8 protein-coding genes are annotated in these 14,653 nt (G+C 61.4%); 7 read left to right on the forward strand and 1 reads right to left on the reverse strand.

Going from position 1 to position 14,653, the window contains the following annotated elements:
* Window positions 1-126 precede the first annotated feature (126 nt).
* Complete coding sequence (locus OSA81_00105; protein ID MDE0897392.1) at window positions 127-828, reverse strand: FKBP-type peptidyl-prolyl cis-trans isomerase; 702 nt, start codon at window positions 826-828, stop codon at window positions 127-129.
* A gap of 153 nt (window positions 829-981) precedes the next feature.
* Between OSA81_00105 and OSA81_00110 the strand changes: the two genes are divergently transcribed.
* From OSA81_00110 to OSA81_00140, 7 genes are all read left to right on the forward strand, one after another.
* On the forward strand, window positions 982-3,564 hold the full coding sequence (locus OSA81_00110) for a prolyl oligopeptidase family serine peptidase (protein ID MDE0897393.1): 2,583 nt from the start codon (window positions 982-984) through the stop codon (window positions 3,562-3,564).
* A gap of 336 nt (window positions 3,565-3,900) precedes the next feature.
* Complete coding sequence (locus OSA81_00115) at window positions 3,901-5,526, forward strand: serine hydrolase (protein ID MDE0897394.1); 1,626 nt, start codon at window positions 3,901-3,903, stop codon at window positions 5,524-5,526.
* A 103-nt stretch (window positions 5,527-5,629) separates the two neighbouring features.
* Window positions 5,630-7,681 (forward strand): S9 family peptidase, encoded by a 2,052-nt coding sequence (locus tag OSA81_00120; GenBank protein ID MDE0897395.1) that lies wholly within the window; start codon window positions 5,630-5,632, stop codon window positions 7,679-7,681.
* Between the two features lie 104 nt (window positions 7,682-7,785).
* Window positions 7,786-8,763: a quinolinate synthase NadA gene (gene nadA / locus OSA81_00125; protein ID MDE0897396.1), complete on the forward strand. Its 978-nt coding sequence runs from the start codon at window positions 7,786-7,788 to the stop codon at window positions 8,761-8,763.
* Window positions 8,764-8,788: 25 nt separating this feature from the next.
* Window positions 8,789-9,607, forward strand: a complete 819-nt coding sequence (nadC, locus tag OSA81_00130; GenBank protein MDE0897397.1) for a carboxylating nicotinate-nucleotide diphosphorylase — start codon at window positions 8,789-8,791, stop codon at window positions 9,605-9,607.
* A gap of 99 nt (window positions 9,608-9,706) precedes the next feature.
* Complete coding sequence (locus OSA81_00135) at window positions 9,707-14,002, forward strand: M14 family zinc carboxypeptidase (GenBank protein MDE0897398.1); 4,296 nt, start codon at window positions 9,707-9,709, stop codon at window positions 14,000-14,002.
* 92 nt (window positions 14,003-14,094) lie between these two features.
* Window positions 14,095-14,538: a DUF4399 domain-containing protein gene (locus OSA81_00140; protein ID MDE0897399.1), complete on the forward strand. Its 444-nt coding sequence runs from the start codon at window positions 14,095-14,097 to the stop codon at window positions 14,536-14,538.
* Window positions 14,539-14,653: the final 115 nt, after the last annotated feature.

A 14,653-nucleotide genomic window follows, 5' to 3' on the forward strand; every position in this document is an offset into this window, starting at 1 on the left:
CGGCAAGCGCCACACTCGCCTAGGCTTCGAGCTTCACGAGCTGGGACTCTATGTCACCAGCAGGTCGCAAAGCGGGCTTCGCGCCAAAGAGACGAGAGAGAAATGACATGAGTCTGAGCTACCGTCTTACTCAACGACCTCGAACAACTCAATCTCGAAAATCAGAGTCGAGTTCGGACCGATGACCGGACCCGACCCGTTCGGACCGTACGCGATCTCGGACGGAATCACGATCCGGAAGTGACTGCCGGCATTCATAAGCAGGAGCGCTTCCGTAAAGCCAGAAATCAGGCGCCCCGCATTGAAGACAACCGGGTCGCCTTCATACGAAGCGTCGAACTCGGTGCCGTCGATGAGGCTGCCACGGTAGTGGAGGCGCACATCGTCCTCAGCCGTGGGCATCGGACCGTCGCCGGCACGCAAAACCTCGTATTGAAGTCCACTCGCCGTGGTCGTAACTCCATCACGTGCAGCGTTTTCCGTTTGATAGGCAGCACCCGCTTCGGCATTTTCAGTCCCCTGAGCCGCGGCGGACTGCGCCGCCGCTGCCTGAATCTGTTGCCCAAAGGCCTGCAGAACCGGCTGGAGAACCTCGTCGGACAGGGCCTGCTCGTTCTGGTCGAGTGCGTCACCGACGCCGCGCATGAAGGCGGCGCGATCGAGGCGCTCCTTGGTATCAATGATCTGGCGGCCGAGGTTGAGACCGATGCCGTAGCTGGCCTTCTGATCATCCGAGTCCAAGGCGGCGTTCTCGCATCCAGCCAAAGCCACCGAAGCCCCGAGGAGGGCAACACCAATCCGAGCAGTCATCATAATTTTTCTTCGCATTTAAAATTGAGGACTCCTAACGTAACCCGCCGGTGCGCAGTGCCCAACGGGAGATCCGGTGACGGCGGGCCAAAGTGCTTCTGTCCAGAAAGACGACCGCACCTCACCTTGTCTCCCCTGTACGGTGCGTTCGACCCTATTGGAGACTCAAGAATGAACAGGATGCTTCGGCCGTTCTCCGGCCTGCTTCTGGCCCTCCTTCTCGCGGCCCCACTCTCGGCACAAAGCCAGCGTGACCCCGAGGCGGTGCTCGCTGACAAGAGCTTCGTGGCCCCTGCTGGGGATATCGCGGAGATGGTGCTCGCTCCCCGCTACCTGAACGCCACGCTGACGAGTGTCAGTCCCGACAAGCGGTGGTTCATTCACGAGGTCGGCGATGGCCCAGTGACAATGGATCGCTTCTCGAAGGATTTCGATGAGCTCGGGGGCGTATTTATCGACTACGCCGCGAACCGCCATCGGAACCTCACAATCCGCACGAACATCGGCGTCAATGTCATATCGGCGGCAGACGGTTCCACGACGAGCATGGACGTGCCTGACGGCGCCCGCGTGTCGAACGCGACCTGGTCGCCAGATGGATCTCAGATCGCGTACTACGTGCATACCCCTGTGGAAACACACATTTACGTCGCTGACCCAGCAAGCGGCGATTCGCGGAAAGTCACCCGAACCCCGGTCCTGGCCACGATGGTCACTGGGTTCGAGTGGACGGGATCGAGCGAAGAAATCGCAACAGTTCTGGTCCCGGACGATCGTTCTGCCCGCCCGCTCCCTTCGAGGATGCCCACAGGGCCGCAGGTGAAGCAGACGAACGAAGGGGAGAACATGCTCCGTACATACGCGAGCCTCATGGCGACGCCATATGACGAGGAGTTGCTCGAATGGCATGCGACCGGACAGCTCGTCGCAATCGACGTGGACAGTCGTGACGTCACCGAGCTCGGTTCGCCGGGCATGATCACGAGCTTCGATTTCTCACCAACTGGGGAGTACACCCGGGTAGAGACGATGCAGAAGCCATTCAGCTACGTCGTTCCAGTCCGGAGCTTCGGGCACGTCGAAGAAGTCTGGAATCGCGTGGGTACGGTGATGGTCGAGCTTGAAGTCGCGGAGACCCAGCTCGGTATCGACGGCAACCTGCCTTCGGCACCGGGTGTCGGCGGAGAAGGTGAGGAGCCGGACCGTCGTCAACTTGCCTGGCGGGAAGACGGCGCAGGCCTAACCTACCTCCAGCAGGAGGTCGCAGACGAAGATGAAGATGAGTCGAGCCGCGGCGGAGGCCGCGCCGATCGGGTCGTCCTGTGGGCAGCACCCTTCGACGAGTCCAGTACGATCATGCTGTTCGAAGCGGAGCGGCGTATGTCTTCGGTACGCTACTCGGCGGATCACTCGATGCTCTTCATTTCAGAGCGGCCATCAGGCCGCGGTGCGACCGGCACAGTGAGGGAGTACGCAGTCGACCTGTCTGACACGGAGGCGATCTTCGATCTGACTGAGTACGAGTCCGATGATTTCTACGAGAACCCGGGCACACTCCTCACCGAGGGCGGGCGAGTGCCTTCCGGCGGACGTGGCGGATTCAGTGGCGGCGCCACAGGCGGTATCGTCCAGACATCCGCCGACGGTCAGTACGCCTACCTCTACGGAAACACGTACAACAAAGACCCGATGGTAGAGAGCCCACGAAACTTCATCGATCGGATCGAGATCCGGAGTGGAGAGAAGACTCGGGTATACGAAGCGAACAACACCGATCAGTACGAGCGGGTGATTTCGGTGCTGGACATTGAAGCCGAGACCTTCGTGGTCTCCCGGGAATCTAGATTGGAGATCGCCCAGTCCCACCTTCTCTCGGACGGCCAGCGTACGCAGTTGACGAAGAACATCGACTACACGCCGCAGATGACCGCGGCACCGCGTCAGCGCTTCACCGTGGAGCGGCCGGACGGGTTCCGTTTTCTGGTCAACGTCACCCTGCCCCCGGGCTATCAGGAAGGCACACGACTCCCGGCGATGTTCTGGTTCTATCCGCGAGAATTCACAGACCAGGAGAGCTACGACGAGCAGGGGCGGACATATAACAAGAACGCATTCCCTAGCTACGGGACGCGCTCGATGCAGTACCTGGTACAGCAGGGCTACGCCGTCGTCGAGCCGGATGCACCAATCGTCGGAAACGCCGGTGCCATGAACAACAACTACGAGCATGACCTGCGGAACAACCTCGCGGCTGTCATCGACGAACTGGACCGTCGGGAACTTGTCGATCGTCAAAAATTGGGCATTGGCGGACACTCGTACGGAGCATTCAGCACGGCGAACGCCATGGTCCACACGCCCTTCTTCAAAGCGGGTATCGCGGGAGACGGCAACTTCAACCGTACGCTGACACCTCTCATGTTTCAGAGCGAGCGTAGAGTCTTCTGGGACGCGAAGGACGTCTATACATCGATGTCGCCGTTCTTCAGCGCGAACAACCTGACGGGGGCGCTCCTGATCTACCACGGGATGAATGATCAGAACGTGGGGACGGCGCTCAACCATGCCCCTCGCATGTTCCACGCGCTGAACGGGCTCGGGAAAGACGCTTCGATGTACCTCTATCCCTATGAGGATCACGGTCCCGCAAGTCGAGACACGCTTCTGGACCTGTGGGGTCGATGGACCGCATTCCTTGACGTCCATCTGAAAGACGATACGACTCAGCCAATCACGCAGGAGCAGGGCATGTAGATCCAGTCACCTCGGGTCCGGCAGCTTTTACGCGATCCGAGGGCCAGTTGTGGCAGAATCGGGCGGAAGGGGTCGAGAGGCTTCTTCCGCCCGATTCGCGTAAGGGGATGGCGCGATTTTCAGGCACAATTCGCACTCAACGATTTTGCCTTTGGGCGCGTCCAGTCCAATACGAACGGGCTCACCTAGGCGCTGAGCACCAGCCGCGAAAGAATATGAGACCTCGCCCGGTTCCGACCGGGCGGGGTTTTCGTTTGCCCTCTCAAGTCGCAGAATGACAAAGCGCTCCCCTTAACCCCGTCGACCATGTTCTCTCGAACTACGTCTCCACTCGGCATGGCCCTTGTTTTGGCCGTGCTCGCGACCCCATCCCAGGCCATAGCTCAGTCTGCCGAGCAGTCCGCTCGGCTCGACGAGATCTTCGCGGACTGGGACACAGAGATGTCCCCTGGCTGCACGGTGGGAGTTACCCGACACGGCGAGACGGTGGTTGAGCGAGCGTACGGTATGGCGGACCTCGAACACGCCGTAGCGAACACGCCGGAGACGATCCTGGAAGGTGGTTCTGTGTCCAAGCAGTTCACCGCCGCGGCCATCGTCCTCCTCGTTCTCGACGGGAAGCTTACTCTGGACGACGACATTCGGACGTACGTGCCGGAACTCCCGGACTACGGACAGACGATCACACTCCATCACCTCATGACGCATACGAGCGGGCTCAGGGACTGGGGCAGCGTGGCATCGATCTCCGGGTGGGGGCGAGAACAGAGGAGTCATGACCATGACGACGTGATCGACATACTCAGTCGACAGACGGCTCTGAATTTCGAACCCGGCCACGAGTACTCCTACAGCAACAGTGGTTACAACCTCCTGGCGGTTGTCGTCGATCGAGTGAGTGGAATGTCGTTCGCTGACTTCTCTACTACACGCATCTTCGAGCCTCTCGAAATGCACAGCACTCAGTGGCGGGATGACTATCGGCGCATCGTTCCCGGTCGCAGTTCTGCTTACAACAGGACGGACGACGGATGGGAGATCAATCGTCCAATCGAGTACGTACACGGGAACGGCGGGATTCTCACGACGGTGGGGGATCTCGGGATCTGGAACCAGGCGTTGACCGATGGACGACTCGGTGGCCAGGATTTCCTCCGCCTGATGCACCAGCAGGGTCGTCTCAACGACGGGACCCAGATCAGCTATGCCGGAGGACTGCAAGTCGGGACATTCGCCGGCGTGTCCTCGGTCACCCACACCGGCTCTACCGCCGGCTACCGAGCGTTCCTGGCGCGATATCCCGAACAGGGACTGTCTGTGGCAATGCTGTGCAACGCGTCCAACGTTTCAACGAGCGGAAACGGTACACGGATTTCTCGAGCGTTTCTGGGGCGAGCCGCGGCTGAAGTCGAGCCGCCAGCATACGAGGCGAACTCCAAAGCATTCGATCTGCCTCCCTATGAGGGCCTCTACCGCGAGCCCGTCACCGGCACGTTCGTCTGGCTGGCATTAGGAGAACGGGGTGTACTCCTATCGGGACAGACATCCCTGCTTCCTCTGTCGTCGACAGAATTCCAGGTCGGATCGTCGAGCCGGAGGTACATCTTCGAGCGCGAAGGAAGTCAGATCTCTGGCTTTCGGCTCGACGACGGCCAGTCATTCGCTCGCCGCTACGAACGAGTCGAGGCATGGAGTCCGACGGAGCGCGATCTGGATGACTTCATCGGCACCTATCGCAGCGACGATGCGGAAACGACCATCTTAGTTCGACGCGAGTCGGAAACGTTGAGCCTCTGGCAACGGCCCAACGACAGCCATTCGGTCACACCAGTGTACTCCGATGCGTTTACGGGCCGAGGCACGATCGTCCGATTTCGGAGAGACGCGCGGGGTAGCGTGATCGGGCTGTCGTTGAGCATGGGTCGGGTCTATGACATGCGATTCGCCCGGGCAGATAGCTGACTAGCGCACCCCTGACCACATCCGTATCTAAGCTTCCCCATGAGTATCGGCCCGTCGAGTCATTGATGCGGCCTTCTACGCGCGAAAAACCAGGAGATGGACCATGAATGTGTTTCGTCCTAACTCGCTCGTTTCCGCCCCCTTCGCTGCGGCCACTGGGCTGGCCCTTGCGGGCGGGATCGCAACGGCGTCTGCGCAGGAATCTCAACGGCTGACGCTCGACCATTACATGGACATGGAGTCGGTCTCAAGTCCCCAGATCTCCCCGGACGGGACAACGATCGTCTATACTCGAAGCTGGACGGACAAGGTGAACGATTCGCGCGAGAGCTCTCTATGGATTATGGACGCCGAGGGAGGACGAAACCGGCATCTTCTCGACGCGGGGTCCGCTCAATGGTCGCCGGACGGCACGCGAATCCTCTACACCGCGCCGGGCGATCCAGGAGGGGCTCAGCTTCATGTCCGATGGATGGATGCTGAGGGCGCGGTGTCTCAGATCACCCGACTCGAGAATGGCCCCGATAGCCCCCTGTGGTCGCCCGACGGGAACTGGATCGCGTTCACAAGCCGCGTCGACGACGCAGCAGACTTCGCGGGGGTGCAGCTGCCAGACCGGCCCGATGGAGCGAAATGGACCCCCGACCCCAAAATCGTCGAGCGAGCTGGGTACAAGCGAGATCGCGCCGGCTATGTCGACACCGGGTGGACGCAAGTCTTCGTGGTACCTGCGGAAGGTGGCACCGCCCGCCAGTTGACCTACGGGTACTGGAACCACTCGGGTATCTCTTGGAATCCCGACGGATCCGAACTGTACTTCACCTCTTATCGCCGAGAGGACTGGAACCGGCCTGAGAACTGGGGAGAGTCTGAGATCTATTCGGTTTCGGTAGCGAGCGGGGGAATCACACAGCTCACGGACAGGCGTGGCCCTGATGGAAACGCGGTGCCGTCCCCCGACGGTGAGCGCATCGCGTATATCGCCGGGGACGAGCACGATGATACCTACCGCAACTCCCGCATCTACCTCATGGATCGAGACGGCTCGAACTCGCAACTCATCTCGGATGATTACGATCGGCAGTCCGGCGGCATGGTATGGGCGACCGATGGAAGTGGCCTGTATTTCAACGTCAGCCGCGACGGCTACCGCGGCCTTCATTTCGTCTCGGCAGAAGGCGGCGTCCGACAGCTCACGGCAGGCCAGCAGGTGTTGTCGCTCTCTTCATTCAGTGACGATGGGACGGCAGTGGGCACAATCGCCTCTGCGTACGAACCCGGCGACCTATATCGCTTCGACTTGGCCGCCCCCAATACCACGACTCGTCTGACACAGGTGAACAGGGACGTCCTGCACGGCGTGAGCCTCGGCGAGGTCGAGGAGATCTGGTACGAGTCTGAGCCCTACGATGTTCAGGGCTGGATCGTGAAGCCTCCGAATTTTGACCCAGGTCGCGAGTATCCACTCATGCTGGCCATCCACGGCGGACCGCATGGGATGTACAACGGCGGCTTCAATTTCGCGTTCCAGGAGCATGCTTCGAACGACTTTGTGGTTCTGTACACGAATCCGAGAGGTTCAACCGGATACGGAACAGACTTCGCAAACGCGATCAACCACGACTACCCTGGTGTTGACATGCAGGACCTCATGCGCGGCGTCGACGAGATGCTCGAAACGGGGTATGTCGACGAAGAAAACCTCTTCGTATACGGATGCTCGGGCGGCGGGATCCTCACCACTTACATCGTCGGAAACACCGATCGTTTCACTGCGGCCTCAGCCAACTGCCCGATCGTGAACTGGATGTCGGCTATGGGTACGTCGGATGCGGTCGGCTATGCAGGCACGTTCGAGAGCCCCTTCTGGGAAGATGCCACCGAGTGGATCGACCGGTCGTCGATCTTCTACGTCGGCGATGTCACGACCCCGACGATGCTCATGACGGGCGAGCTAGACTTGCGGACGCCGATGGGTCAGACCGAGGAGTACTACCAGGCGCTTCAGTATGTCGGGGTACCGACCGTAATGGTGCGGTTCCAGAACGAATGGCACGGTACCACATCGAATCCGTCGAACTTCCTGAGGACACAACTGTACTTGCGGAAGTGGTTCGCCCAGTGGGGTACGTACGAGGACCCGCTCGTCAGCTGAGGGAAGTGTGAACGGAATTGACCTTCGGATTGCGTCGGGTGTATTGCACTCCTACGGGCCTTTGATAGAGTTGAAGCCCGTCTGATAACGAATTCGGATGCGCTGTGAGCAATACATCAACTAAAATCAGCCCTGCGGAGCGTCTGCGCGGCATTCTTCCCGACGTTGAGATCGCGGCCCTCGGGCCGCTGATCGAAGAGATCGAGGAGCTGAAGATCCGCCGCAAGGCGGCGATTCTCGCGCACAATTACATGACGCCTGACATCTTCCATGGAGTCTCCGACTTCAAGGGCGACTCGCTCGCGATCGCCCGTATGGCGATGGAAATCGACGCAGAGGTCATCGTGATGGCCGGCGTTCACTTCATGGCGGAGACCGCCAAGATGGTGAACGAAGAGAAAACAGTCCTCATCCCGGATCTCGAAGCAGGGTGCTCACTGGCGGACGCGATTACCGGCGACGACGTGCGCCTGTTGAAGGAGCGGTACCCCGGGGTGCCCGTAGTCACCTATGTGAACACGTCCGCCGAAGTGAAGGCTGAGTCCGATATCTGCTGCACGTCTGGCAACGCGGTGCAGGTGGTCGAATCGCTCGGCGTTGATCGGGTGATCTTCCTGCCCGACCAGTACCTCGGACAGTGGGTCGCCCAGAACACCAGCGTCGACCTGATTCTTTGGGAAGGGTCGTGCATGGTGCACGAACGCTTCAATGCGGAAGAACTGCGTGGATATCGGGATCTGAACCCCGGCATCCAGATCATCGCCCACCCGGAGTGCCCACCCGACGTCCTTGATGAAGCAGACTATGTAGGCTCGACCGCCGGCATGATCAACTGGGTCAAAGACAAAAGACCTGCTCAGGTCGTGATGGTGACCGAGTGCTCGATGAGTGACAACGTGGCCGCAGAGTCTCCGGAGACGGAATTCATGCGCCCGTGCAACCTCTGCCCGCACATGAAGAGGATCACTCTCGAGGGTATTCGCGACGCGCTTCGCGACATGAAGCATGAAGTGACGATCCCTCCTGAAATCGCGGCTCGCGCTCGTGTTGCCGTCGAGCGAATGCTCGCCATCCCGGCCTAGTCGAACCATCGATCTCGACGGCTTCTTGACGGCCGCCCTCGAGGAGGATCTCGGGGAGCATGGCGATGTCACCTCGGACGCGACGATTGCAGAAGACACGGACGTTGTCGCGCACATGGTCGTGCGGGCCGACGGCTGTGTCGCGGGCCTCGGTGTTGCGCTGCGGGTGTTCGAACTGGTCGATGATGAACTGGCGATTGGCGCCCTGGCGACCGACGGCCAGGTGGTCCCAGCCGGCACGCGACTCGCAACGGTCACAGGCTCAGCCCGATCCGTGCTTTCCGCGGAACGCCTGGCCCTGAACCTGCTCGGGCAACTCAGCGGCGTCGCAACGGCAACGCGAGCACTGGTCGACCGTATCGACGGGACGAACGCCCAGATTATCGACACACGAAAAACGACACCGCTGCTTCGCTCTTTGCAGAAGATGGCCGTCGCGGCCGGTGGCGGTGGAAATCACCGAATGGGGTTGTTCGATCAGGTCCTCATCAAGGACAACCACGTCGAGGCCGTAGGCTCCTCCGCAGAGGCCGTCCGGCGGGCTCGCGCCCACGTCGGCGACGAGATGGTGGTCGAAGTAGAGATCGAGAGCCTCGACGACCTCGAAGGTGTGATAGAGGCAGGGGCTGACGTTGTCATGCTCGACAACATGGATCCTGAAACGATGGCCGAGGCCGTCCGGCGTACCGGTGGACGCGTGCAGTTGGAGGCGTCGGGAGGGATCACACTAGAGTCCGTACGGGCGGTGGCGGAGTCAGGGGTGGACCTCATTTCGGTCGGCTGGCTGACGCATTCCGCGCCTGCCCTCGATGTGGCCTTGGACTTCGAGACGAGCGCTGGCTGACCCGGCTCAACGGCATCGCGTTGTAGCCCCAGAGACAGCCTCGTAGGTTGCCCGTTTCCCCGCCTGTTCGCGGGCCGTCCAATCCGAATCGAGCGTGCCATGAGGGGTCTCACCCGATCTTTCGCGCCCTGCGCAATTTTTTTCGCCGGCATCCTGACCACGGTCACCCCGACAGCCGGGGCGGCCCAGGATGCAGCGACCGACCTGAGCAACGTCTTCGACCTGGGTCGCCTAGTGGCGGACACAAACGGCGACAGCGTCCCCGACTTCGTGAACGGCTCGCTGGTACTCGGCGCGAACCCGTCCGTCGGCGAGCTCTCAGCAGCCGCTGAGGTATCGGCACGTCTCGGCTTCGAGACGATGGCGCTCGACCTTCCGATCGCTCGCGGTGCGGGTGGTCAGATTCCGATCGTTATCGGGCGTGGCGGCCTGGCCGAGTCAGGGATCTCGACGCCGGGCATCGATCCTTCCTCACTCGACTCAGGTGAGGGGGCGGTGGTGGCCCGGGAGATCGACGGCAGGACATGGCTCTTTGTGGTCGGAGGAGACGACGACGGTCTCATCGCGGCAGCGCGCCTCTTTGCCGGGGTCCTCCCCCACACTCGAACGCTCTCGACCGCACGGCTGAACGAAGTCACGGATGACCTGTCTGAGGCGCTGCTCGCGTCGGGCATCGACGGTGCCACAATCCGCATCACGCAGGCACGCGCACGCGCCGGATTGGACGGAATTTCACGACTCATCGTAGAGGTCGACGGAGTCGATGCCGTCGCCGCGGAAGGCGCGCTCAACTGGCTGACCACGGCAGACGGAGTCACCCCCGATCGAGAAGGCGACGACGATCCTGGGAACCCGACGCCGGAAACGGAAGCTGTCGAACCTTCGGAGAACGAGGGCACTGGTGACGATGCTGCCGACGACAGTGACGCTGCGAGCCCCCCCCTATCCTACCCGGGCCTGGCCTCCGTCGAGGTTCGTATCGCAGGGGGTGCCTCACTGCGCCTCCCCGGGCGCGCGGCGCCCGATACGCCTGGACCGATCGCCGGCCGACCGGGCAGTGGTGGGAAAGACGATCTGGATCTTTCCAACGTGTACACCGCCGACGGGCTCCTCGGCGGCAGTCCGATCCCGAACACAATCGACGCGATGATCGTCCCGGGCTCCTCAGGGACTGCCGGCCTGCCTGACCTGGGAGCACGACTCGGTCTGGAATCCACGGGCCTCGTGGTGCCGCTCGTACAGCCCGCCGCGGACGTCACACGTCCGAGTAGCCAGCCCACCATGGTGCTCGTAGGGGTCGACAATGCGCTCACGGACCAGCTGGCCGACACGGGTCGAGTCGATTTAGCCGCGCTTCAACCTGGTGAAGGTCTGATCGAGCTCGTGCCAAATGCGTTCGGATCGAAACCAGCTCTGGTCATCACTGGCGGAGATGTGGCCGGTGCGGAGCGAGCACTCGACCAAGTGGCCCTCACCTTCCCTCATCTTGCTGAGCGAGGGAAGGATCGACCAACCATCGATGATGTTGAGCAGGATCTCTGGCACGCTCTCTCGGGGCATTCGCCGGCCGGGCAGGCCGCGATCGGTCTGTACAAGCTCGACCGTATCCTAGAGCAGCTCTCAGGAGAGTCGATCGCTTCCGCGTCGGTCCTCATGTCCGTCGAGAAGGCCGACCCAAGGCTGGTCGACGCCATCCGCACGAGGGTGGCCGAAAGCCTCGGCGCGTCCGCGGTCGACGTTACCGTCGACGACCGGGACGTCATGAACGCGGCCACCATCTTCAATGAGTCAATCACGTTCCCTTCCGAGGTAGATCGCTTCTGGCAGGTGGTGCGTGAGCAGGTCGTCCCCTCAGCTTCCGGTGCCGTCGCCATCGAAGCCCGCGTGTCCGAGCCACCTGAGGTGCGCGCGCGACTCGCCACCGAAGCCCGGGATGAGCTGATTGCAGCCGGTGCGGACCCGGATCGTACGGAGGTCGTAGTGTTGTCGGCATTCAAGCAGGGATTCTCCTGGCTGAACGATGCGGTCCGCCCAGCAGTCGAGGACAGCGACATTGGCGAGATCCTCATCCGTTTCCGTCGAAACGACCCGCCAGAGGACTGGCCGCAGCAGGCGATCAATACACCGGTGCGCTGGCTGCACGAGATCTTTCCGATCGACGAGGTGCTCTCCCGTGATCTCGACCTGGATCTGACCCAGATCCGCTTTGAGGAGACGCTGGAGGGACCGATCTACCAGGTCGTGGTCTCCGACCCGTCGGGCCGCCGAATCCACTCGGACACCTTCGATCCGAAGTGGGTGCTGCGTCCCTACTTCGATCGCTTCGAAGACTACGAACACGTACGCGTCACGACCGGCTGGATCACGGCGAGCGTCGGCGGCAGAACGGTGGCGGACGAGCGCATCGTGACCGACCCCGAGGCGTTCTGGGATTACTACCAGGCGACGGTCCTTCCGGCGATGTATGACCACGTCATGGACCTGCACGAAGGACTTCCTCGCGGAGGGAGTTCAGACGCTCCGTTCTTCGGTGAGTTGATCGTCGAGCTGGAAATGAGCGAGCCTGACTTTCGGCTCGGCGTCGACAACGAGATCCATGCGCCCATGGATGCGCTGCACGAAGAGATCTACTTCGGCGCCATCGAGTTCTTCGATGTGCTCGGCCGTAACTCGAGGGGCCAAGGCATTCAGTTCGCCGGACGAATCCTTCCGGTCATGAAACCCAAGTCTGACGGGACTCCGGCCAAGGCCGAGGTCAGGGTCACGGGCTTCGCGACCTCACGACCCGCCGTCGTCGTCTCTTATGTGACAACGGACGGAGACTCGGCCCAAATCCGACTCGACATCCCGAAGACCAGTCTCGAGCGACCATCGGCGCGGCTTGCCCGGGTGACGGCAGGTACGCCCGGGCTCTCTCACCTGGGGCTCCGGGTGCGCGTCGACACGGAACTCGACATGCGAGACAGTCTCATCACTGCTACAAACGAGCTCTCGGTGGACGAGCGAATGGTCTCGGCGCAGCAGGTGGTCTCCACCATGCGTGAGATAGAAACCATGCGTGCTTCCGGACTCTATCGGTCAGAGCTGGCATGGAGCGGACTCGGGTCGATGGAGGTATGGGCTGAGTGGACACACAAGCAGGATCCCGGGTCACGGAGCGTTGGTACTCTCGCAGCGAACGGCACCCCGGCTCCCCTCCCAGACTGGAGGGCGCTGCTCCCCGACGGATGGAGCTACGACGGTTCGCGTATCGTCCAGTGGGACACTCCAATCCCGCCCCCAGAAGGGCACGCCATGCTGGCGCAGATGGCCGAGGCCTTCCCCGAAGCCACAATGTACAAAGCGGGCGAGAGCTATCTCGGAAAGGACATCTGGGCCGTCGACCTCATGGCGCCGCTACAGGCCAGTCACTGGTCCCACGTGAAGGCGTCTACCTACAAACCGACAGTGATCTATTCGGCCCGGCAGCACGCAAACGAGGTGTCGTCGACGAGTCACGTCCTGAGGCATGCCGAGCTACTCCTGACCGACCCCGATCAACGCGACAAGCTCACGGGCGTAAACGTGATCGTGCATCCGTTTACGAATCCGGACGGCGCGCAAACTGCCTACGACCTATACCGGCTCACCCCCGACTACATCCTCCACGCCGGCTACCTCGGCTCGCTCGGCCAGGACGCAACCACGGGCGGTGGCGACGATCATCCGATCTACCCCGAGTCCACGGTTCGCGGTCGACTCTGGGAGACCTGGCTTCCGGACATCTTTCTCAACCCGCACGGATATCCTTCTCATCAGGTGGTCCAGCTGTTCTCAGAGTACACGGGCTTGGTTCGACGAGGTCGCGTAACCGAGAGGAACTGGGGGTTCAACAAAGGCTGGTTCATGCCGGGCTTCGGATACGTCGACAGCCCCGAGTACCCCCGTCACAAGGATGCCGCGTTCAAAATTCGTGACTACATCACCCGCGGAATCAACTCGAATCGTGACGTGCATGACCTGAACCAGAGGGCCTACGGACGCTACCAGCGCTACGGCGCCCAGTTCGACCCTGACGTATTCAACCTCCCGATGACCGACAGCGTCATGATCGAGATGCCTCTCAAGGGTTCCAGTGGGGCCGGTGGGGGCCGTGGGTACAACCCGCGTGTAACGATCTGGAGCGGAACGACCGAGGCCCCAGACGAGACCGCCTATGGTCCATGGATGGAACTCATGGGCAAAGCGGGCCTCTCATGGGATCAAGCCATCACGGACTACCTGTTCGAGGGTGATCACGAGGTGAATCGATCAGGCACTCGGTTCTTCGAGGGCGTGTCACTCCGGATGAACCGACCTCGTCCGCCGGAAGAAAAACCGATGGGGGATCCACCCATCTCAGAGGGCAACCGATAATTGTGCCAACTCGGACCGCGCACACAGGGGTCTGGGTCAGTACCTTTAGCGCTCACACCTTTCCGGTCGACTCCAAACCCTCCCCGATCGATATGAAGAATGCGCTCCTGACCCTGATGGTCCCGTTCACTCTCGCGGCTTGTGGCGGAACGGACTCACAGGCTGACTCTGCTCCGGCTGCAGATCTTGATGCCGGCACGGTGACCATCATTACTCCGATGAACGGAGCCCTCATCAACGGCACCGACATCAGCGTAACGCTGGCATCAACCGTTTCGATTCTTCCTGCTGGCGACCTGACTGAGGGGAGTGGCCACCACCACCTCTACCTCAACGCAGAGCTCGCACCCGCCGATCAGCCTGTGCCTTCGGTGCCGGGAAGCATCATCCACATGGGTGACGCCTCGACCGCCTACGTGTTCGAAGACGTCCCAGCAGGTGAATACACCCTGATCGCGGTAGTCGCGGACGGTGTACACGTTCCGTTGCAGCCATGGGTGGTTGACACCGTCCGGTTTACGGTCGCGAACCAGTAGGCCGAAGACCCTCGCCCCCAGGGGCGACTACAGCCGCCTGAACGACCCCGTCGTTTCGATGACGACCCGAAAGCCATCAACCTTGTCCGGGACCTTGGCAGCCACCGCTTTGTCG

It is taken from the genome of Longimicrobiales bacterium (genome assembly GCA_028823235.1).
GTDB lineage: Bacteria > Gemmatimonadota > Gemmatimonadetes > Longimicrobiales > Gaopeijiaceae > UBA2589.